Genomic DNA, 20,298 nt, shown 5'->3' on the forward strand with positions numbered 1-20,298 from the left:
ATCGTGCCGCTGTGTATTGTGTAGACACACCCCCGGTTGGCCTCGGCTGCCGGTTAGAGGGCCTCGTCATCGGCGGGGCCCTCGGAATTTTTCCAGGCTAAGGGCCTGCGGATCGTGCCTTTGGCGTCCTGAACCTCGTCGGGCAGCTGGCAAGCGACTGTGTCCGCGAGGGTGACCTGTCGCCGGATGGTCGGCTGGGTCTGCTTGAGCTGGTTGCTGGCTCTCTTGGGTTCCATGGGGGAGATGAGGGCGGTGTCCCGGTTCAAGTCATGGCGCACCATGTGCAGCGGTGTCACCAGATCGGAGTCATTGGTAAGGACCGCGTAAAGATGCGCGTCGTCTCGGTGGGCGTCCAGCAGGAGGTAGCTGGCGAGAGCGACATCAGAACCCTTCTCTTCGATCTTCTTCACCTTGACCGTCTTCGGGGTGCCATCCGGCAGCCACTCGGTCGGATGGCACTGCATCAACCGGCGGTCGATGCGAAAGTTCCCCAGATGGATGGTCGTCCGCGGCAACGTCGCGAGCGCACGAAGATAGGCCTGCTGGCGCTGCGGGGACTGGGCATCTGCGCCCGGAAGAGCCTTGATATGGGCCGTGAAGTAACGAACGCGATTGATCCGATACTCGGGGAGCAGGCGTTCGGACAGGACTTCAAGATCCAGCCACTTGGCTTCCGGGTGGTCTTCGAGGAGCCGGCGGTAGAGGTTGAATCCGTCGATGTATACGTTGGCCGTCGGCCGCTGGGCGCCTCGGTTGTCGGTCATGAGCGCAGCCCGTCACTGAAGGCCCGTGCCCGAAGACTGCCTGTGAGGTCGGCGAGTGCTCGCGCATTCAGCTCTGCTGTTTCCCTTTGGCGGTCGATCGCTTCCGCTTTGGCCGCAAACTCGCGTTGTTCGCTGTAGGGAACGTCAGGGATCATGAGGCCTAGCAGGTTCTCCTGACTGATGTTCTTCATGGAACCTCCGGTGCCGCCAGCCATGCGGGTGAGAGCTCGGCGAACCGGCGCTGATCCCAAAAGCGCGTGGTAGAAAACCGGCACGCTGTCCGGGGACCGCCATACGAATCGCCAGACCTTGTCCGGCAGCGCCAGGTTCGCGGGAGGTTTGCTCACGAGCGCTGACGCGCCCACGAGTGAGGCCGTGTTGGCACGGCTCATCAGCAGGTCGCCGTCCTTGATGAGATGGCTGGCTGGAGGAACGTAGTCCGGCGGAAGCGGTTTGGATTCGTCAGGCTTGAACACTCCCGTGGTGACAGCGCTGATCTTGATCACTCGATATGGGGAATCCGCAACAGCGTGGTCCGCCGCCAGACTCTTACCCGAGGCGAGTGTGGCCACCTCCCCCAGCGCGATCTGGCCGTAACGGCCGGAGTCGTTGAACTGGTGATCAAACTCGCTCTCCCGCAGACTCGCCCAGTTATCCAGAACGGCGCTACGGGTGGATTGCAAGGCATCCACCTTGTCGAGGATCGCGGCGATGCGGCGCTGTTCGCCGATGTCGCAGGGGAGGGGAATGCGGAAACCCAGCAGTGACTCCTCGCTGATTCGCTGGCGATTGGTTGCCCCGAGGCTCTTAATTCGAATGGCCTGTTGGAGTCGGCCCGACTTCAGGAAGTGCAGGAGGTAGGCGGGCTCCAGATCTTTACTGACATCGAAGACCGGGAAGTCCTTGGAGACGACTGCGCCATCGAGTTCTTCAGGGACAAGGGCAAATGCTCCGTTGCGCGCGTCGATCCGGGAGTAGATGAACTGGCCTTGACGGATGCGGTATCCGGTGAAGGGAGCCGGGGCCTTGCCTTCCTTGATCTGTCGGCGAACTGCGCCGCCGCACCGGAGGCGAAGCGTCACCAGAGTTTCGTTGTCTGGTCGCGTGAATTTCTCTGGCGTCCCGGCAAAGCTCAATACTTGGTGCAGTGGAACTTGGCTCACGAAAGAAGCCCCTTGAGTTCCGCGAGGCCCTGCTGGATCTCGGCCTCCATCGCCTCGATCTCGGTGATGATCTCCAGCGGCGGGCGATGCTCCTCCTCGGCGTACTGGATCTCCTGATACCGGTTGATGGACAGGTCATAGTTCTGATCGACGATCTCGGACTTCGGCACGCAGAACGACTGGTCGGTGCGGGCGCGCTGGCGCTCGGTGCCGTTCCGCTCCTTCCAGCGCTCGAGGACGTCCGGCAGATCGTTGGCCTCGATGGGATTCCGCTTGTCGTCGAGGGAGAAACCATCGGCGCGTACATCGTAGAACCACACGTGATCCGTCCCGCCGACGCCGGTCTTGGTGAAGAACAGAATGGCGGTGGACACCCCGGCGTACGGCTTGAACACGCCGGACGGCAGCTTCACGATCGCGTCGAGCTTGTGGTCCTCGACGAGCGACTTCCGCAGCTCCTTGTGGGCCTTGGTGGACCCGAAGAGGACGCCGTCGGGGACGATCACCGCGGCGCGACCACCCATCTGCAACAACCGGATGAACAGCGCCAGGAACAGCAACTCGGTCTTCTTCGTCTTCACGACGCGCAGCAGGTCCTGCGACGTGGTCTCAAAGTCCAGCGAACCAGCGAACGGCGGGTTCGCGAGAATGAGCGAGTACGACGCGGAGTCACCCACCGCACCGTCCGACAGGGAGTCGCGGTAGCGGATGTCGGGCCGCTCGATGCCGTGGAGCAGCATGTTCATGCTGCCGATCCGCAGCATCGTTGAGTCGAAGTCGTAGCCATGGAACATCGAGCCGTGGAAGTGCTGGCGCTGGGTGGGCGACATGCGTTCCAGCGGGAACCGCTCGCGGATGGACTCCGACGCCGCCACGAGGAAGCCCGCGGTGCCACAGGCGGGATCGCAGATTCGGTCCTCGGGGCCCGGATTCATGAGGGAGACCATTAGCTCGATGATGTGGCGTGGCGTACGGAACTGGCCGTTCACACCGGACGAGGCGATCTTCGACAGCAGGTACTCGTACAGGTCGCCGTTGGTGTCGCGGTCGTCCATCGGAAGGTCGTTGACCATGTCGACGACCTTGCTGAGCAGCTCTTGCTTCTGGATTGTGAACCGGGCGTCCCGCATGTGCTCGGAGTAGGTCGAGTCGTCACCGGAGGGCGACTGCCCGAGCGCGCGCAGCCACGGGAAGACCTCGTCGCGTACGCGCTCCAGCATCTCCTTCGCCGGCAGATCCTTGAAATCACTCCACCGGAGGTGCTCCTGACCCGGCAGGAACCGGGGGTTCTGGATCGGGGTCCGCGTGATGTTGGCCTGGCGCTCTGCGGCCGTCTGCTGCGCGTCGAGCCGGCGCAGGAACAGCAGGTAGGTGATTTGTTCGATGACCTCCAGCGGGTTCGAGATGCCGCCCGACCAGAAGGCGTCCCAGATGCGGTCGATCTTGCTGCGCAGTTCCCCGGTGATCACGAGGGCGACCCTATCCGGGACCGTGCCTGCGCGTGTTCGCCCGCGGTGGAAAGATGGGCTCCGAACCGGAACCACTGGAGGAACGATGACGGAATTCGTGTACGAGGACCTGCTGCCGATCGGCGAGGACAAGACCCCTTACCGCAAGCTCACCGACGAGGGCGTCTCGACCGTCGAGGGCCCGGACGGGCGTACGTTCCTCAAGGTCGAGCCGTCCGCGCTGCAGCTGCTGGCCGAGACGGCGATGCACGACATCGCCCACTACCTGCGCCCGGCCCACCTCGCGCAGCTGAAGAAGATCATGGACGACCCCGAGGCCTCCAACAACGACAAGTTCGTGGCCCTCGACCTGCTCAAGAACGCCAACATCGCCGCGGGCGGCGTACTCCCGATGTGCCAGGACACCGGCACCGCGATCGTCATGGGCAAGCGCGGCCAGCACGTGCTCACCGAGGGCGTCGACGAGGAGCCGCTGGCCCACGGCGTGTTCGACGCGTACACCAAGCTCAACCTGCGCTACTCGCAGAACGCTCCGGTCACGTTCTTCGAGGAGAAGAACACCGGCTGCAACCTTCCGGCGCAGATCGAGCTGTACGCCGACACCATCAAGGGCCACGAGAACTCCTACAAGTTCCTGTTCATGGCCAAGGGCGGCGGGTCGGCGAACAAGTCGTACCTGTACCAGGAGACGAAGGCGATCCTGAACCCCGACAAGATCATGTCCTTCCTCGAGGAGAAGATCCGCTCGCTCGGCACCGCGGCCTGCCCGCCGTACCACTTGGCGATCGTTGTCGGCGGCACGTCGGCGGAGTTCGCGCTGAAGACGGCGAAGTACGCGTCGGCGAAATACCTCGACGAGCTGCCCACCACGGGCAACGCACAGACCGGCCGCGGCTTCCGTGACCTGGAGATGGAGGAGAAGGTCCTCGAGCTGACGCGCCAGCTGGGTATCGGGGCGCAGTTCGGCGGCAAGTACTTCTGCCACGACGTACGCGTCGTCCGCCTGCCCCGCCACGGCGCCTCGCTGCCCGTCGCCATCGCCGTCTCGTGCTCGGCCGACCGCCAGTGCCTCGGCAAGATCACCCCCGAGGGCGTGTTCATCGAGCAGCTGGAGTTCGAGCCCGCGCAGTACATGCCCGACCACGTGCCCGCCGACATGGACGAGGAGTCGGCCGGCGTCTCGGGCACCGGCAAGGGTGCCGCGGTGAAGATCGACCTGAACAAGCCGATGAAGGACGTGCTCGCCGAGCTCACCCAGCACCCGGTGAAGACGCGTCTGTCGCTGACCGGCACGCTGATCGTGGCCCGCGACATCGCCCACGCCAAGATCAAGGAGCGCCTGGACGCCGGCGAGGAGATGCCGCAGTACATGAAGGACCACCCCGTCTACTACGCCGGCCCGGCGAAGACGCCCGAGGGCATGGCGTCCGGCTCGTTCGGCCCGACCACGGCCGGCCGCATGGACTCCTACGTCGACCAGTTCCAGGCCGCGGGCGGCTCGATGGTGATGCTGGCCAAGGGCAACCGCTCCAAGCAGGTCACCGACGCCTGCAACGCCCACGGCGGCTTCTACCTCGGCTCGATCGGCGGCCCGGCCGCGCGACTGGCCCAGGACTGCATCAAGAAGGTCGAGATCGTCGAGTACGAGGAGCTCGGCATGGAGGCCGTCTGGAAGATCGAGGTCGAGGACTTCCCGGCGTTCATCGTCGTCGACGACAAGGGCAACGACTTCTTCGCCGACGTCAACAAGCCCATCGCCCTCACGATCAGCACGCGTCCCGATCTCGACTCGGCCCCCGCCGAGGTTGGGTCGTACGACAACGCCCGGGGCGAGGGTCGCTGACCCCGCTCTCCGGGCGAGCGAAGCGAGAAGAGGAGCCATGACACAACGCGTCGAAGCACGCCCACTCCTGCCGCGGGCCGCGAAGCTCTGCGGCGACGTGATCGCCCGCATCCCCGACGGGGCGTGGGACGACCCGTCGCCGTGCGAGGGGTGGAGCGTGCGCGACGTGGTCAACCACGTCACCGCCGAACACCTGTGGGCGCCACGCCTGCTGGCTGGCGAGACGATGGAGCAGGTGGGCGACGCGTACGACGGCGACGTCCTGGGCGAGGCGCCGGTGTCGGCGTGGCAGGCGGCGATCACCGAGTCGCTGGCCTCGTGGCTGGTCGTCAACGACGACGACCGCGAGATCGGCATGTCGTACGGGCCGTGCACGGTGGGGGAGTACGCCTGCCAGATGCTCGTCGACCTGACCGTCCACGCATGGGACATCGCCACGGGCGCGGGGATCGACGTAGAGCTCGACCCGGTGTGCGTGCAGGCGTGCCGGGCGTACGAGGGCCCGCGGGTGGAGGCCGGGGGCGTCGAGAGCATCTTCGCGCCGCCCCGCGAGCCGCGCTCCAATGATCCGGCCGATCGCCTCCTGGCTATGGTGGGGCGCGCCTGACCTGCCGATCGCGCCTGACCTGCCGATCGAGCCCGATAGGAACATCTTCGGTCGTCTAGCAATCCAACGATCGTGGGCCAGACAGTCCAATCGGCCCCCCGTGGGGACACGGCCCGACCGCTGGTTACGCTCGCGTCAGGCCCGCTCGACCGACTGGAACCGCATGGCCACCGTGCCGGCTGACGCCACCTTGCCCGCTCGATCGACACCGTGACCGTCCGGGAGCCGGTCCGCACCCTCACCGTCAACAACGCCCTCGGCGCTGTCGCGGCGGTCTTCGTCTCCGTCATCCTCCACGAGTACGCCCACGAGCAAGAGACTTGCTGCCTCCGGCAAGTGGCTGATGGGGTTAACCCATGGATGAGCTCCAGCGGCAGATCAGCCCGCTGCTCGATTTCGACGAGAACCGGGCGGCCTTCATCGTGCCAAGTGACGTCAGGACCCAGATGGACGTTCCCCGCGCCTGCGTCCTGACCTGGTTCCATGACGCAGTTGCTCGCGTGGTCGATCGTCTGGGCGGCCGGCAGGTCGTGGAGAACCGGTGGGAGGACGGGCCGCACCCGCTGTATGAGGTGCAGGTCGGGGGCCAGCGCGTGGGCCTCGTCCCCATGCCCGTCACGGGACCCGCGTCGGGAAGCCTCGTCGAGGAGATGATCGCCTTCGGCTGTCGCTCCTTCGTCGCCTGCGGCGGGGCCGGGAGCCTGCGCAAGGACCTCACGGTCGGGCACCTGATCCTGACGACCTCAGCGTTGCGTGACGAAGGCCTGTCGCATCACTATCTGCCGCCGGGCCGCATCGTTGATGCGGATGCCGACGCGGTCTCAGCGCTGCGCGACGTGTTGTCCGAGCACGGCATCGCCTTTGTCGAAGGCCGAACGTGGACGACCGATGCCTTCTTCCGTGAGACCCCGGACAAGATCGCGCGTCGCCGGGACGAGGGCTGCATCTCGGTGGAGATGGAGGCCGCGTCCATCGCGGCCGTTGCCCGGTTCCGAGGTCGGCCACTGGCCCAGCTCCTCTATGCCGGCGACGATCTCAGCGGCGAGGACTGGGACCAGCGCAACTGGAGGAACCAGCATGAAGTCCGCGACAACATGCTCGAGCTGGCCATAGGCGCAGCGCTGCGAATCGACGAACAGGCCGCCCATGACGCGCCAGACGCTCGACCGTTGTGACATCCGCTTCTGCCGCTACTCGGGTTTCCCAGGCCCCACTCCTGAGGGCGATTATTGTGCGCTGACTCGAAAGATCGCGCGAGTGACGGGGGAGCGATCCCCAAGTGTGTGAGCATCCGACTCTGCCGATGAGCGCGCGTCCTCGGGGGCAGAGGCACAGGGGCCTCATCCTTGGTAGAGCCAGATCCAGTTGCCATCTGGATCGGTGACTGCACTCGCGGGGCATCCCGTCGGCGTCCATGATCGGTACTGTTTCGGTCGCCACGACTAAGAGAGTCTGGTGATGGATGGTGTCGAGGTCTGGGACGAGCAGGCCGAGGGTGCTGCGGCCGGGGCAGTCGAAGTCGGGCTCGGAGGCCCGGCAGGCGTGCCGGGCGTACGAGGGCCCGCGGGTGGAGGCCGGCGGCGTGGCGGGCATCTTCGCGCCCCCGCGTACGCCGCGCTCCGACGCGCCGGTCGACCGCCTGCTGGCGATGGTGGGCCGCGGCTGAGCGTTCGCGCGGAACATCCGCGCCGGTCGGGCGATCCAACCATCGAGGCCGCACGAGCCGACGGGCCGGGGGTGAACCGGACCGGTGGTTACGCTCGCCGCGTCACGCTCGCCCGACCGCATCGCCCGACCCACAGGAGTCCGTTATGGCCACCGTCCCCGCCGACGCCGTCATGCCCGCCCCGTCCGACACCGCGACAGGCCACGAGTCGGTCCGCACCCTCACCGTCCGCAACACTCTCGCCGCCGTCGCGGCGGTCTTCATCTCCGTCATCCTCCACGAGTACGCCCACGCCGTCGCCCAGGTCTCCCTCGGTGTCGGCGCCCGGGTGCGCGCCATCGACAGCTCGCCGCTGCGCGAGCTCGGCCCCGCCGCCCACGCGCTGACCGCGTCGGCGGGCCCGCTGTTCTCCATCGTGTTCGGGGCCGCCGTGTTCTTCGGCACGCGCGGGCTCGCGCAGGGCTTCGGCCGCCTGCTCGGCACGTGGGTCGGGCTGGCGTCGATGCAGAACTTCTTCGGCTACCTGATGATCAGCCCCATCCCGGGCGGCGACACCGCGGTCGTCATCGAGGGCCTGGGCCTGCCGTCCTTGGTGGCGTTCGTGCTCATCCCGATCGGCGTGGCCGGCATGTTCTGGCTCGCCACGCTCATGGGTCGCGAGGCCGGGCGCCACGCACCCGACATCGGCCGCTGGCGCGCGATCTGCTTCTACTCCTGGATCGCCGCGACCCTGGCGATCGCCGTGGTCTACCTCGTGTTCGCGCTGGTCATCGGCTACCCGGCCAAGATCCTGCCGCTGGTGGTCGCCGGTCCCGCGACGGCGCTGGTGTTCGCGCCCATGGGCGTGCCGTACGCGAAGAGGCACGACCACGGCGGGCCGGCGTTCCGGACCGGCTCGACCGCGCTGTGCGCCGCCGTGGCGGGCCTCGCGCTTGTCGTCGTGGCGTACCACGCCTTCGCCGGCGTCACCCTCGGCTGACCTCGATGAGATCGTCTGCGCCCCTCTAGGCCCAGCGCTAGAGCGGCGCAGACGCGTTGATCGTCAGGGGCGTACGAGCACCTTGATCGCGCGCCGCTCGTCCATGGCAGCGTACGCCTCGGCGACCTCGGCGAGGGGGAGCTCGAGGTCGAAGACCCGGCCCGGTTCGATCCGTCCCGAAAGGACGCGCTCGAGCAGATCGGGTAGGTAGGCGCGCGCGGGCGCGATGCCGCCGCGCAGGCCCACGTTGCGCCAGAACATGTGGGTCTGGTCGATGTCGGTGACGTGGGGTAGGCCGACCCAGCCGACCTGCCCGCCGGGTCGGGCGCACTGGAGAGCCTGGTCGACGGAGTCGTGGGTGCCGACACACTCCAGGACGCAGTCGACGCCGATGCCGCCGGTCATCTCGCGGACCCTGGCGATGCCCTCGTCGCCGCGCTCGGCCACGACGTCGGTGGCGCCGAACTCGCGGGCGAGCCGCTGGCGGGGCTCGTGACGGCTCATGGCGATGATGCGGGAGGCGCCGAGTTCGCGCGCAGCGAGGACGCCGCACAGGCCGACCGCACCGTCACCCACGACCGCGACGGTCGAGCCCTCGCCTACGCCGGCGGACACGGCGGCGTGCCAGCCGGTGGCCATGACGTCGGACAGCGCGAGCAGGCTCGGCACCAGGTCGGGGTCCGGGATCTCGGGCGTCGCGAGCAGCGTGCCGTCGGCGTTCGGGACGCGGATCATCTCGGCCTGGCAGCCGTCGTAGCCGCCGCCGTTGAGGCAGTTGGCGTGCATGCCGGTCAGGCATACCGGGCAGGTGTTGTCGCTGTGCAGGAACCCGCCCACGACGAACTGGCCCTCGCGGACGGTTGTCACGTCGGCGCCGACCTGCTCGACGATCCCGACGTACTCGTGGCCGATGGGCGTCGGCTTCGCCACCTCGGCGACGCCGCGGTAGCGCCACAGGTCGGAGCCGCAGACGCACGCGGCGACGGTGCGGATCACCGCGTCGGTGGGTTCGACGACGGTGGGATCGGGGCGGTCCTCGACGCGGATGTCGTGAGGGCCGTGGATGACGGTGGCTCGCATGATTCCTCCTGCTGTGTGGTCCCTTCCATCCTGCACCCATGGCGCGACCCCGCTGCGCGACAACAGGCCGAAAGCGCCTTGACAGGCCGGCCAACGCCTGTTGTGGCACTTTCGGCCTGTCGTGGCGGCTGCGCTGCGGCGCTGACCGGTCCCCCGCCCGCGCGGCGGGGCGCGGTGGGACACTGGCCCTCATGCAGACCAAGCCGTGCGTGCTGTTCGTGTGCGTGAAGAACGGGGGCAAGTCCCAGATGGCGGCGGCGCTGATGCGCCAGCTCGCCGGCAACCGGATCGAGGTCCACTCCGCGGGGACGAACCCGGGCTCCCACCTCAACTCCGACTCTGTGGCGAGCCTGCGCGAGGTCGGCGCGTCGGTCGATGGCGAGTACTGCAAGCCGATCGACCCCGACCTGCTGGCCCGCGCCGACCGCGTCGTCGTCCTGGGCCGCGAGGCGAAGGTCGACCCGGTGCCGGGCATGCGCGGCATCATCGAGACCTGGGACACCGACGAGCCCAGCGAGCGCGGCATCGACGGGGCGGACCGCATGCGGATCATCCGCGACGACATCTCGGCCCGCGTACGCCACCTCGAGGTGAAGCTGACCGGCGACTGACGCCGCGGCCAGCTCGGACGCTCGTCCGGGCCGCGTGGGGCCCGGAAATCTCCGCCGGAATCATCCGTCGAACAAGTCGTTCCCCTGGGCGCATCGGCGACCTAACTTCGAGTCGTCGCCCTATCCGCCGCCCCAGGAGAACCCGCCATGAAGCGCGTCACCAAGGTCGTCCTCGCCGCCACCGCGGCCACCGTCGTCGCCGGTGGCACGGTTGCCGCCCTTCCCTCCGCCGAGGCTGCCAACGGTGCCGGCACTGTGGCCACGGTGGGCTACTCCCTCGCCGTGAACTCCCAGCCGCGTACGGGTACGCGCGTCAGTTGGTTGCGCCCCGGCGAGCGCATCACCATCGAGTGCCAGGTCGATGGCCAGGCCGTCGATGGCCGCTGGGGCCGCACCACCCTGTGGAACAAGGTGCCGGGCCGCGGCTTCGTGTCCGACGGCTGGATCGACACCGGCACGAACGGTCGCCTGGCGGGCGTGCCCGACTGCAACGCCCGCACCACCGCCACCAAGAAGCGCCAGGTCGCGCGCGTCGGCAAGGGCGTCATCGCCACGGGCGGCGTACCGCTGTCGGTCAACCCGCAGCCCCGCCTGAACGTCGCCCGCACCGGCTGGGCCCAGCCCGGCGAGCGCATCGACATCGAGTGCCAGGTGCAGGGCGACTGGGGCGACGGCCGCTGGGGGCGCACGAACCTGTGGGACCGCATCCCGGGCCGCGGCTACGTCTCCGACGGCTGGGTCGACACCGGCACGAACGGCCGGCTGAAAGGTGTCCCCACCTGCACCGACGCGCCGGCCCGGCCGACCACGGCGCCGCGGCCCACCACGCCGCCCCAGCCGCGACAGGGCTACCAGTACCCCTTCACCGGCCAGTTCTATCTGCCGTTCGCCAACGGTGCCTCCTACCCGATCACCCAGGGCCCGTTCTCCAGCGACCCGAGCTGGAGCCACAGCGCCGCGAACGCGACGCTCGGCCCCTACAACAAGCACGCCATCGACTTCGGTACGCCGGTCGGCACGCGCCTGCTGGCCACCGGCCCCGGAGTCATCCGCACCGCCGGGTGGGACAACTACGGCTACGGCTACAAGGTCGTCATCGACCACGGCAACGACCGCTGCACCGTGATGGGTCACCTGAGCCGCGTCGACGTCAAGGCCGGTGACAGGGTCGTCGTCGGCGACCAGGTCGGCCTGTCGGGCAACACCGGCAACTCGACCGGCCCCCACCTCCACTGGGGCGTCGTGCGTTGCTCCAATGGCCTGTCGCTCGAGATCCCCAGGACCGTCGAGAACGGCACGTCCTACGGCGTCGGCGCCATCGCGACCTCTCGCAACCCTGGTCGGTGACCGACCCCTGCAGTGGCCTCGGATCCTCGGATCCGGGGCCACGCCGCGTTCACGGGAGAACCGTGTGGGAGGGCTTCGGGGCCGGGGATTCTCCGTATCGGCCGTTCTGGGAACCGCCCGGCGGGTGACGCGCCACGCCGCCCGCAGGTGAACACCGGGTGAACAAATCGACTTATATCGACCCCGACTAGGTTTTCCGCCGGCGGGGGCGTAGTCTGAAGTCGTTGCTCGGTACTTGATACTTAGCGGTAGCAGTTCGGGAACACCCCAGCGGTTCTTCATCCAGAAGGCGTTTGCGAGCAACAGGAGCAAGTCATCCGACTCCTCCAGACCCTTTTGAAAGAGGAACAATCATGGCTACTGGCACTGTGAAGTGGTTCAACGCTGACAAGGGCTTCGGCTTCATCCAGCCCGACGACAACTCCGCCGACGTGTTCGCCCACTTCTCGGCGATCAACTCCACCGGTTACCGTTCGCTGAACGAGAACGACAAGGTCGAGTACGACGTCGAGCAGGGCCCGAAGGGCCTGCAGGCGAGCAACATCACCGTCATCAACTGACGTACTGATCTCACGAACCGCCGTCCCGGTCTCCGGGGCGGCGGTTCTGCGTTTCCCGGGGTGGGAGCCACAACAGGGCCGGAAACTTCACCACAGGTGGTGCAACTCCTGTTGTGGAGTCTTCGGCCTGTCGTACGCGGGGGCCTGTCGCCGCCTGGGTCGGAGGTTCAGCTCCGGGGTCAGAGCCTCAGTTCCATCCACTCGACGTCGATCCAGCGGCCGAACTTCCGCCCGGCCTCGCTCCAGCGCCCCACCGAACGGAACCCCAGCTTCCGGTGCAGCGCGACGGACGCCTCGTTGGGCAGGGAGATGCACGCGTACGCGCGGTGTACCCCCTGCAGCCGGTCGAACAGCGCCGCGTACAGCTGGCGACCGATGCCGCGCCCCGTGCACTCGGCCGACAGATAGACCGACACTTCGACCGAGGCGTCGTACGCCTCCAGGTGGCGCGCCGGACCCGAGGACGCGTAGCCCAGCAGCGACCCGTCGTCGTCGATCGCGACCAGGCACTGGTGGGGGCCGTCCGGCGCGAACCGGGCGAACCACTCCTCGCGGTCAGCGACCGTCAGCGGGGTGATCGCGAATGTGGCGATCGTCTCGAGGACGTAGTGGTTGTACAGCTCGACGATGGCGGGCAGGTCTTCGCGCGTGGCTGGCCGGATCATGCGCCCACGATATGGCCGCTGATGTGCGTGACGGATGGCACGCCGATGCACGAGACTGGGCGGACACGACGAAGGGGGCGACGTGGTCCGACGGAGCGGTCTCGCACCGGCCAGGGTGGAGCGCCAGCTCGCCCGGGCCGCCGAGGCCATCGAGCAGGCGACCGGCGAGCGGCCAGCCGTCCCGCAGCGCGACCACGCCCCCGACGGCGAGCCGTTCTGGGAGCTCGCCGACGACGTGCTCCACTACACGCTGCTCGACCACGGCCGCATGGTGTGGCGCTGGGAGACGCGCGAGGTCGGCACATTGACGTTCTGGGCGCTGCGTGACTCGACCTACCAGCTCGCCCGGCGGTGGGAGGAGCGTACGCGGTTGCCCGGCGAGGGCTACCGCGACGACGCGGCGCGCGACCGGTGGGCCTACCTCATGGAGCTCGGTCAAGAGTCGTGGCTGGAGCGGCACCTGCGCTGGTTGGACGCGTCCGACCGCTCGGGGTTCGTCGGCTGGCCCAACCCCGCCGAGGTCGTGACCGTCATCGACGAGCTCGCCGGCCGGCTCGCCCGTGACGCGGGGCAGCCACACGGCTACCTGCCGGGGGTCATCGCCCGCGACGACGCCCAGCCGTGGATCGAGACCCACGGCGACGAACTCAACTACCGCGTACGCGCCGGTGACCGCGACCTGCGCGACGACCGGACGACCGACATCACCGAGCTGTTGTTCTGGGTGTTCGAGCCGGTCACGCGCGAGATGGCGCGTGCGGCCAACCCGGGCGCGGAGTGGCGTACGCGCTGGGCCGAGCTGATGGGGCTGGTCAACCCGCAGTGGCGGGAGATGATCGCCTCCCTGCGCTGACAGGGGGTCAGGGTGCGGGGACGACTCGGTCGAGCCAGTAGTCGAGGGTGGCCACGACCCGCTCGGGATCGGCGGCACCCACGAGCAGGCCCTGGGCAGCCGAGCTCGTCAGGGCCCACAGTGTCCTCGCCTCGTGGTGGGGGTCGATGCCCTCGCCCGCCGCACCCCGCGCGGCGGCCGCCGAGATCAGGCCGGCGAAGAAGTCCGTCAGCCCCGCGACGCCCGCGGCGGAGGTGGGGTCGCCGCCAACGGCCAGGCCCAGGAAGGCGATCTCGGCGAGGGACTCCCTGCGACGCTCGTCGTCCATCGGGATGCCCGAGAGCGCCGCAGCGCGCAGGATGTCGCGCTCCGAGGGCGGGTGTCCGAGCCCCATCAGCGCGGCCCGCGTGCGGGACTCGCGCCGGCGCCCCAACTCGGCCGTTGCCGCGGCGAGCATCGCCTGCTGGTTGGGGAAGTAGTGCTGCACGGCGCCCAGGGACAGCCCCATGGCTGCCGCAACCGCGCGCATGCTCGCGCCCGGTATGCCGCGGGACGCCGCACTCCGGATCACCTCGTTCGCGATGTCACGTCGACGTGCGTCGTGGTCGACCACCTTCGGCATGGGCCCTCCTTCCTGGGACATTCTCTTCCATGTATTATCAGTCACATGACTGGTGAAGGTGGGTGCCGCCGGTGGCGCACATGGACGCGACGGATCGCGATCGGCGCGGTGTCCCTCGCGCTGGTCGCACCGGGAGGAGTGGCCGGATGGCTCGCCTGGGAGCACTCGGCGCTCGACCGGGCCACCGACGCGGCGCGCTCGGCGGGCTACGTCGAGAAGGACGCGCGGGTCGACGGGGCGGTGGTCCACTACGCGGAGGGCCCCGCGAACGGCAGGCCGCCGCTCCTGCTGATCCACGGCCAGAGCGGCGACTGGCGGGCGTACGGGTCGGTCATGCCCGAGCTGGCGAAGGACTTCCACGTCTACGTCGTCGACGTCTTCGGGCACGGCCGGTCCGACCACGATCCGGCCCTGTACTCGGTGGTGGCCCACGGCGAGAAGCTCGCCGGGTTCATGCGCGAGGTCATCGGTGAGCCGGCGTACGTCTCAGGGCACTCGTCGGGCGGCGTGCTCGCGAGCTGGCTGGCGGGCCACGCGCAGCCGCAGGTACGCGGCACGCTGCTGGAGGACCCCCCGCTGTTCACCACGACCCTGCCGCGCGCCGCGACGACGTGGAACTACGTCGACCTCGCGACCAGCTGCCACGACTACCTCGCGTCGGGCTCGACGGACTGGGCCGCGTACCAGTGGGAGCACCAGCGCATGTGGCGGTTCTTCAAGGGCGGGGAGAAATCGTTCATCGACGAGGGGCTGCGCCAGCACGCGAAGAATCCCAACAAGCCCATCAGTGTCTGGTTCGCGCCGCAGTTCGACCGCGGCAACGCGATGATGCAGCACTACGACCCACGCTTCGGTGACACGTTCTACACCGGCACGTGGAACGACGGTTTCGACGAGGAGGCGACGCTGAAGGCCATCAAGGGGCCCACGGTGCTGGTCCACACGAAGGTGGCCCACGACGACCAGGGCATCCTCATGGCGGCCATGGGGTACGAGGAGGCGGAGCGGGCCCGCTCACTCATCCCCGGTGTGAGGTTCGTCAAGGTCGAGACCGGGCACGAGTTCCACCAGGAGGACCCGAAGAGGTTCGTCGCGCTGCTGCGCGAGCTTGCCGCGCGCTGACGGTCAGAGGATCCCGAGCAGGCCCTTCACGACCGCGACCACGCCGCCGACCCCGGCGAGGGTGAGCGCGAGGGCGCGGGCCTGGTCGGGGCGTACGCGGGCCGACAGCCGGCCACCCAGCCACGCCCCTGTCAGCACGACCGCCACCACGGCGGGCAGGACCCACCAGGGCGGAAGTCCGGCGAGACCGTTCGGTGACATGGCCGTCTTCAGCGCGACCGACAACGCGCCCATGGACATGAACGTCGGCTGGAGGGTTGCGGCGAACGACTTCTGGTCCCAGCGGCTGGCGCGTGCGTAGACGACCATGGCTGGTGCGGCGACACCGGCGGTGGTGTTGAACAGGCCGCCGACCAGGCCCGCCGTGGCCAGCGGTACGCGGCCGCGTACCTCCGGCAGGTCCGGCAGCGCCACCGATGTGAGGAGCGCCACCAGGACGACGCCGCCGATGATCAGCTGCAGCCAGGCGGCGGGCAGCTCGTGGACCAGCCACGCGCCCGCGACCGCGCCCGGCACCGCAGCCGCGATGATCCAGCGGAACCGGCCCCAGTCGACGTCGCGCAGCACCGTCAGCATGATGAGGAACCCCGACACGGTCGCGACGGCGTTCGTGACGAGTACGCCGTGGGCGGGCCCCAGCAGCACCGACAGCGTCGGCGCCACGACCAGGCCCACACCCGTGCCCGAGACGCGCTGCAGCGTCGCTCCGACGAGCACGGCCAGTGCCGCGACGAGCAACAGGGTCACCCGTCCATCATGCCGTGTGCCCCATCCGCTCTGCGGGTCAGTCTCCGCCGCCACCGCCGTCGCCGCCCCCGTCTCCGCCGCCGTCGCCGCCCGCGTCTCCCACGTCTGAGGCGAAGTCGCCGATGCCGTCGGCGAGGTCGCCGAGGGCGTCGCCGAAGCCGGCCATGGCCTCACCGAAGCCGTCGAACGACAGGTCTTCGAGGCTGCCGAAGTCGCCGTACCAGGCCAGATCCGTCGCCCACACCGACACCATCTGGGGGTCGGCCATGGCGGCGGCCTCCTGGAAGGCCTTCACCCACTCAGCGGTGATCCCGTACGCGACGGCCCACGGCAGGTAGCGGCTGAACAGCCCGGCGCCGGCCTCGAACCGCAGCCGGTTGCCGTCGGCGGTGGCGAGGAACTCGCGGAAGCCCGCAGACTGGTAGCGAAGGGCGGTGCCCAGGGCCGAGCGCTCGCGGTTGCCGATCATCGAGAACCGACCGCGGTTGGGATACCAGGCGTGGTGCTGCGGGTCGTTGTCCATGTCGGCGCGAAGCCGGGGGAGCGCCCCGGAGATCGCTGGCTTGAGCTCGGTGAGCGTGGCGGGGCGGCCGAGCGCGGCGAGTGCCTGCAGCAGCACGGCGCGATAGGTGCCGACCTCCTGCTCCGTGGCCTGGCGGCGCAGCGTGACGAGCCACTGCGGCTTGGGGCTGCCGAGAAGGCCGCGGCCCTGGGGTTCGACGCGCCGCAGGTGGACGAACCCGTCGACAGCCAGCGCGACCATCGCCGCGGCGATGTCGGTGGACGCCATCTTCGCCTGCGTCAGCGTGCCGACCTCCTCGGGGCGTACGCCCTGCGGCGGCTCGAACCGCACCGCGACGACGACGCCGGTGTCGGCGGACGTCGCCTTGCGCGTGGGCGCCTCGAGCGCGCGTGGCGGGATGACGCCCGGCGGGACCTCCGCGTACACGTGGTCGTGGCGGCTGATGAGCCGCCTGCCCGTGCCGCCGCCGGTGAGTCCGCGCGAGACGATCAACCCGATGATCACCATGACGGCGATCACGAGGAACGTTGTCATGTCCGCCCTTTCGTTGCCTACAGGAGAGTAGGGCCCGCCGGTCAGCGCAGCAGGACCCGCACCATCGCCCCGTACGCCGCCCGCACCACGAGCCCGACGGCCGGGTCGAGCGCGGCGGGGATGCCGCGTACGCCGAGCTCCTGCGTCCACTCGACCACGGTGGGCGGGCCGGGGCGGACGTCGATCGTCGTGCCGCCGGTGATGAACCGGCCCACCTTGTCGAAGCGGGCGTGCGTCGGGCCCAGCGCGCGGACGACCATCACGTCGTCGAAGCCGACCGGCCCGAGCGCGGTGCGGGCGGTGAACCGCGTCCCGATCTCCAGCGGGCCCGACCGATCGATGCGCGTGAGCGGCACGAACCGCTCGTGGAGCGCCAGGTCGGTGAGACGCGCGAGGGCGTCCTCGGGGCTGCGTCGGGTGCGGACGTGCAGCGTGACGCGAGCCATGGAGCCATCGTCGCATAATTGCTCTGGGCGTGGACCACGACGACTCGTGTCGACGGCGCTCGAAAACTGGCTCTTCACAATCCAGGTTGTGGCGGTGGGGTTAGCGAGATGGGCGCGTCGTGGTGTTGGACATGTTGGGCGGTGCGCTCAATGGCGGCCACGATGGTGTCAAGAGGCGCGCCGCTCGGTCAATCCAGTCGCTCGCCGGGTGTGCCAACCGGGCGCGGCACGACGGGGCAGCGCCAGCTCGCTACCTGTCTCCGGCTCGTGCGACGGTCGGCTCGGCCCATGCCGCGATAATGGGCACTACCGATAACCAACCGGTTGCCACGATGCGCGATGCTGGGTCGTATGAGCAACAGCGCACCGCCTTGGGTCAGAGCGCGAGGGATGGGTCGGCTTCTAGCCCAGGAAACGAACATCTCGGATGTCATCCAGTTCCTCAGCGACCGTGACCCGTCACCGTGGGCGGACCTCGTCGGCTTCGTGCCCGACACTGTCAGTCGCGAGGCACGCGAGGCCAACCACGCCGACCTGCTCTTGTCCAGTGACGTGCGAAGTGCGGTCATCGAGGTCAAGCTCGGGCACGACATGGGTGCGGAGCAGCAGCAGAAGTACGAGGCTCTCGCTTCTGAACCCGACCTCTATCTGGCGGCGCTGAGCTTCGACGCCGGGAGGATCGACGCCGACGCCGGGCGCTGGAGCTTCCTCACGTTGAGCGACCTTGTCGCTGCGTGGCAGGACGTCAGCGACGAGTCCGCACGGGCCCTCGCGCGCGAAGCGACGGCCGTCCTTCGCAGCTGGGACCACGCGATCGCCAGCGTGTTCGCCGACCGGGACGCCGACGAATCGCAGCCGCTAGCTTCTCTCGACCAGAAGTTCCTCGCGCGGGTTGTCACCCGTCGGATGGCGTCCGACATCGCCGGCCGAGGGCGGCTTTCGTGGGCCGGCGTGACCAGCGGCGGTGGGCTTCCCATCGTCCAGGCGTGGACTCCGGTACGCGGCGAGACAAGCGACCGGGCGTTTATCGCCGAGATTCGCTGGTGGGAGTCCAAGCCCGGTGGCGAGCTCCGCTTCGGTATCGACTTCAGGCCGCGGCCCGAAGGTGTCGAAGACGAAGAGGTACGGCGCGCGGCCTACGACCTGGCGATGAGCATGGATGCCGACATCGACTACGCGAGTCTGAAGGCTGCAATCACCACGTCACGGCCCGACCTCGCCTCACTGCTTCGGCGCGACCGCCCGAGCCGGCCGAAGACGAAGGGCGACTGGGAGCCGGTCATCACCCACGGATTCGCCAACGCACCGCTGCAGGACGGCCGCAAGAACAACCGGCAGCGCACTTCGCCGGGGTTCTACGGCGATGGCGCGCTGCGCTTCCAGGCCATCGCTGAGACCGACTTCAACGTAGCCACCGCCAGCGACCTGGTCGATCTCATTGAAGTCACCCTGACATACTTGACCTCGCGGCAGCCGGGGTCCTGATCGGCTCGAGTTGAGTCCCTCATAGTGGTGTAGCCCGTGGTGGCTGGCTCTGGACGACAGGGCGGTCACCGCGTGATCCTCGAGTTCACCTCTCACAGCACCCTCGTAGGAATCATCACGATGACCGCTCCAGACATTGTCGACCCTGCCCAAGTTCGTAGAGGGTCGTCATCTCATCGAGCACGAGGATCAGGCGAGTGGCGTCCTCACCGTTCACATGGAGCACATGAGCGGCATCCGGAAACAAGGCCCCGGCGTACTGTCTCACGACGTAGCGATCCGCGAACACGTCGGGATGCTGCCAGTAGAGCTGATCGAGCATGTAGTCCACGTCGACCAAGAGCGTCGTCAGGGTGGCGGTGCCCTCGGGCTCGTAGGTGAAGACCGTACGCGGGGCAATCAGCACGGCGTGACCAAAAGCGATCGGGTGTTGACGCTCCCCGACGGTGAGAACCACCGAGCCATCGCGGACGACGAGGAACGCCACGCAGTCGAAGACGAGCAGGCCGACCTGCTTCCGAGACTGCCTCGTATCCACCGCGAACGGCTGGAAGAGCGCCGCCCCTTTCAGCACTGCCAGTGAAGCCTTGTGTTAGCCGCAGCGTTCCGCTGCCCGCTTCTCGGTGCGGATGAAGACTGATCATACGACCACGGGTTCACCTCGAAATGAGAGTGCCAGAGGCTCCAACGGTAGTCGCCTGCGCCTTGCTCCATAACTCAGCTCCGTGCGGGGTCGCTCAGGGCGGTGTCGATGGCCTGGAGAGTGCGCACAGTGGTCAGGACATCTTCGGCAGGCAGGTCGAGCGAGCCGAGCAGATCGCGGTACATGCCCCGCACGATCCCCACCGACCGTGCCGCTTCCTCGGTCAGATGCAGGCGTGCCGCGCGGCGGTCCGCCGGGTCGGGGCGGCGCTCGATCTGCCCTTTGGCGATGAGTCCGCGCAGCGCCGTGCTCGCGTTGCTCGATGTCAGCGACAGGCCCGAGGCCAGCCCCGAGGGGGCCACGCCGGGGTTGGCGTCGATGTGCAGCAGCACCAGGCACTCCAACGGTGACAACGGCGCGACCGCGGGGTCCTGCAACGGGTAGGCGCGCAGCTTCCGCTCCACATGCAGCACCGCGTCCGCGAGCCGCACCAACGGGTCCGCACCGGTTGGTGCCGGCCCGCTCACCGGCTTCTCGTCTTGTCGCATATGCTTATGCTAACATAGCGTTGTTTTCATAACTATAATTTT

Annotated in this window: 23 protein-coding genes; 11 read left to right on the plus strand and 12 right to left on the minus strand. The window is 68.5% G+C overall.

Annotation, left to right across the window (positions count from 1 at the left end; all coding sequences use genetic code 11):
• Positions 1 to 53: 53 nt before the first annotated feature.
• Genes ACYVGD_RS15385 through ACYVGD_RS15395 form a run of 3 tightly spaced genes read right to left on the minus strand, consistent with a single transcriptional unit; the run spans position 54 to position 3,396 of the window.
• The gene (locus ACYVGD_RS15385) at positions 54 to 764 is read right to left on the minus strand and encodes an NYN domain-containing protein (RefSeq protein ID WP_460744663.1); all 711 of its coding nucleotides are present in this window, start codon (positions 762 to 764) and stop codon (positions 54 to 56) included.
• Positions 761 to 1,927 (minus strand): restriction endonuclease subunit S, encoded by a 1,167-nt coding sequence (locus ACYVGD_RS15390; protein ID WP_460744664.1) that lies wholly within the window; start codon positions 1,925 to 1,927, stop codon positions 761 to 763. Before ACYVGD_RS15390 ends, ACYVGD_RS15385 begins: the two co-directional genes overlap by 4 nt.
• Positions 1,924 to 3,396, minus strand: coding sequence for a type I restriction-modification system subunit M (locus ACYVGD_RS15395; protein WP_460744665.1), 1,473 nt, complete (start codon positions 3,394 to 3,396; stop codon positions 1,924 to 1,926). Before ACYVGD_RS15395 ends, ACYVGD_RS15390 begins: the two co-directional genes overlap by 4 nt.
• Positions 3,397 to 3,481: 85 nt before the next feature.
• On the opposite strand from ACYVGD_RS15395, the gene ACYVGD_RS15400 reads away from it, so the two are divergent.
• Positions 3,482 to 5,239, plus strand: a complete 1,758-nt coding sequence (locus tag ACYVGD_RS15400) for a fumarate hydratase (RefSeq protein ID WP_460744666.1) — start codon at positions 3,482 to 3,484, stop codon at positions 5,237 to 5,239.
• Between the two features lie 37 nt (positions 5,240 to 5,276).
• Positions 5,277 to 5,846: a TIGR03086 family metal-binding protein gene (locus ACYVGD_RS15405; RefSeq protein ID WP_460744667.1), complete on the plus strand. Its 570-nt coding sequence runs from the start codon at positions 5,277 to 5,279 to the stop codon at positions 5,844 to 5,846.
• Between the two features lie 135 nt (positions 5,847 to 5,981).
• Here the strand turns inward: ACYVGD_RS15405 and ACYVGD_RS15410 are convergent, their stop codons facing one another.
• Complete coding sequence (locus ACYVGD_RS15410) at positions 5,982 to 6,155, minus strand: hypothetical protein (protein ID WP_460744668.1); 174 nt, start codon at positions 6,153 to 6,155, stop codon at positions 5,982 to 5,984.
• A 47-nt stretch (positions 6,156 to 6,202) separates the two neighbouring features.
• On the opposite strand from ACYVGD_RS15410, the gene ACYVGD_RS15415 reads away from it, so the two are divergent.
• The 3 genes from ACYVGD_RS15415 to ACYVGD_RS15425 all read left to right on the plus strand — a co-directional run bounded on the left by ACYVGD_RS15415 (position 6,203) and on the right by ACYVGD_RS15425 (position 8,491).
• Complete coding sequence (locus ACYVGD_RS15415) at positions 6,203 to 7,021, plus strand: nucleoside phosphorylase (RefSeq protein ID WP_460744669.1); 819 nt, start codon at positions 6,203 to 6,205, stop codon at positions 7,019 to 7,021.
• A 320-nt stretch (positions 7,022 to 7,341) separates the two neighbouring features.
• Positions 7,342 to 7,512, plus strand: coding sequence for a hypothetical protein (locus ACYVGD_RS15420; RefSeq protein ID WP_460744670.1), 171 nt, complete (start codon positions 7,342 to 7,344; stop codon positions 7,510 to 7,512).
• Between the two features lie 145 nt (positions 7,513 to 7,657).
• Positions 7,658 to 8,491, plus strand: a complete 834-nt coding sequence (locus ACYVGD_RS15425) for a hypothetical protein (protein ID WP_460744671.1) — start codon at positions 7,658 to 7,660, stop codon at positions 8,489 to 8,491.
• A gap of 63 nt (positions 8,492 to 8,554) precedes the next feature.
• On the opposite strand, the gene ACYVGD_RS15430 is transcribed toward ACYVGD_RS15425, so the two are convergent.
• Positions 8,555 to 9,571, minus strand: a complete 1,017-nt coding sequence (locus ACYVGD_RS15430) for a zinc-dependent alcohol dehydrogenase family protein (protein WP_460744672.1) — start codon at positions 9,569 to 9,571, stop codon at positions 8,555 to 8,557.
• Between the two features lie 191 nt (positions 9,572 to 9,762).
• On the opposite strand from ACYVGD_RS15430, the gene ACYVGD_RS15435 reads away from it, so the two are divergent.
• The 3 genes from ACYVGD_RS15435 to ACYVGD_RS15445 all read left to right on the plus strand — a co-directional run bounded on the left by ACYVGD_RS15435 (position 9,763) and on the right by ACYVGD_RS15445 (position 12,089).
• Positions 9,763 to 10,182 carry an arsenate-mycothiol transferase ArsC gene (locus ACYVGD_RS15435; protein WP_460744673.1) on the plus strand — a complete coding sequence of 140 codons (420 nt, stop codon included), beginning with the start codon at positions 9,763 to 9,765 and terminating at the stop codon, positions 10,180 to 10,182.
• 147 nt (positions 10,183 to 10,329) lie between these two features.
• Entirely contained in the window at positions 10,330 to 11,529 is a 1,200-nt protein-coding gene (locus tag ACYVGD_RS15440; protein ID WP_460744674.1) for a peptidoglycan DD-metalloendopeptidase family protein, read from the plus strand.
• Between the two features lie 353 nt (positions 11,530 to 11,882).
• Positions 11,883 to 12,089 (plus strand): cold-shock protein, encoded by a 207-nt coding sequence (locus tag ACYVGD_RS15445; protein ID WP_460744675.1) that lies wholly within the window; start codon positions 11,883 to 11,885, stop codon positions 12,087 to 12,089.
• A gap of 179 nt (positions 12,090 to 12,268) precedes the next feature.
• Here ACYVGD_RS15445 and ACYVGD_RS15450 read toward each other — a convergent pair whose 3' ends face one another.
• Positions 12,269 to 12,754: a GNAT family N-acetyltransferase gene (locus ACYVGD_RS15450; RefSeq protein WP_460744676.1), complete on the minus strand. Its 486-nt coding sequence runs from the start codon at positions 12,752 to 12,754 to the stop codon at positions 12,269 to 12,271.
• Between the two features lie 82 nt (positions 12,755 to 12,836).
• Here ACYVGD_RS15450 and ACYVGD_RS15455 point away from each other — a divergent pair, with 82 nt between their 5' ends.
• The gene (locus ACYVGD_RS15455) at positions 12,837 to 13,607 is read left to right on the plus strand and encodes a hypothetical protein (protein WP_460744677.1); all 771 of its coding nucleotides are present in this window, start codon (positions 12,837 to 12,839) and stop codon (positions 13,605 to 13,607) included.
• A 7-nt stretch (positions 13,608 to 13,614) separates the two neighbouring features.
• On the opposite strand, the gene ACYVGD_RS15460 is transcribed toward ACYVGD_RS15455, so the two are convergent.
• Entirely contained in the window at positions 13,615 to 14,208 is a 594-nt protein-coding gene (locus ACYVGD_RS15460) for a TetR/AcrR family transcriptional regulator (RefSeq protein ID WP_460744678.1), read from the minus strand.
• A gap of 45 nt (positions 14,209 to 14,253) precedes the next feature.
• Here ACYVGD_RS15460 and ACYVGD_RS15465 point away from each other — a divergent pair, with 45 nt between their 5' ends.
• Positions 14,254 to 15,330: an alpha/beta fold hydrolase gene (locus tag ACYVGD_RS15465; RefSeq protein ID WP_460744679.1), complete on the plus strand. Its 1,077-nt coding sequence runs from the start codon at positions 14,254 to 14,256 to the stop codon at positions 15,328 to 15,330.
• Positions 15,331 to 15,333: 3 nt separating this feature from the next.
• Here the strand turns inward: ACYVGD_RS15465 and ACYVGD_RS15470 are convergent, their stop codons facing one another.
• From ACYVGD_RS15470 to ACYVGD_RS15480, 3 genes are read right to left on the minus strand one after another with little or no spacing between them, the layout of a single operon-like run.
• On the minus strand, positions 15,334 to 16,077 hold the full coding sequence (locus ACYVGD_RS15470; RefSeq protein ID WP_460744680.1) for a TSUP family transporter: 744 nt from the start codon (positions 16,075 to 16,077) through the stop codon (positions 15,334 to 15,336).
• 37 nt (positions 16,078 to 16,114) lie between these two features.
• Positions 16,115 to 17,134 carry a DUF2207 domain-containing protein gene (locus tag ACYVGD_RS15475; protein WP_460744681.1) on the minus strand — a complete coding sequence of 340 codons (1,020 nt, stop codon included), beginning with the start codon at positions 17,132 to 17,134 and terminating at the stop codon, positions 16,115 to 16,117.
• Positions 17,135 to 17,175: 41 nt separating this feature from the next.
• On the minus strand, positions 17,176 to 17,580 hold the full coding sequence (locus ACYVGD_RS15480; RefSeq protein ID WP_460744682.1) for an SRPBCC family protein: 405 nt from the start codon (positions 17,578 to 17,580) through the stop codon (positions 17,176 to 17,178).
• A gap of 351 nt (positions 17,581 to 17,931) precedes the next feature.
• Between ACYVGD_RS15480 and ACYVGD_RS15485 the strand changes: the two genes are divergently transcribed.
• Complete coding sequence (locus ACYVGD_RS15485; protein ID WP_460744683.1) at positions 17,932 to 19,065, plus strand: hypothetical protein; 1,134 nt, start codon at positions 17,932 to 17,934, stop codon at positions 19,063 to 19,065.
• Between the two features lie 115 nt (positions 19,066 to 19,180).
• Here the strand turns inward: ACYVGD_RS15485 and ACYVGD_RS15490 are convergent, their stop codons facing one another.
• On the minus strand, positions 19,181 to 19,639 hold the full coding sequence (locus tag ACYVGD_RS15490) for an AraC family ligand binding domain-containing protein (protein ID WP_460744684.1): 459 nt from the start codon (positions 19,637 to 19,639) through the stop codon (positions 19,181 to 19,183).
• Between the two features lie 143 nt (positions 19,640 to 19,782).
• Positions 19,783 to 20,256, minus strand: a complete 474-nt coding sequence (locus ACYVGD_RS15495) for a MarR family winged helix-turn-helix transcriptional regulator (protein ID WP_184241636.1) — start codon at positions 20,254 to 20,256, stop codon at positions 19,783 to 19,785.
• Between the last annotated feature and the right edge of the window lie 42 nt (positions 20,257 to 20,298).

The organism is Mariniluteicoccus endophyticus (genome assembly GCF_054780035.1).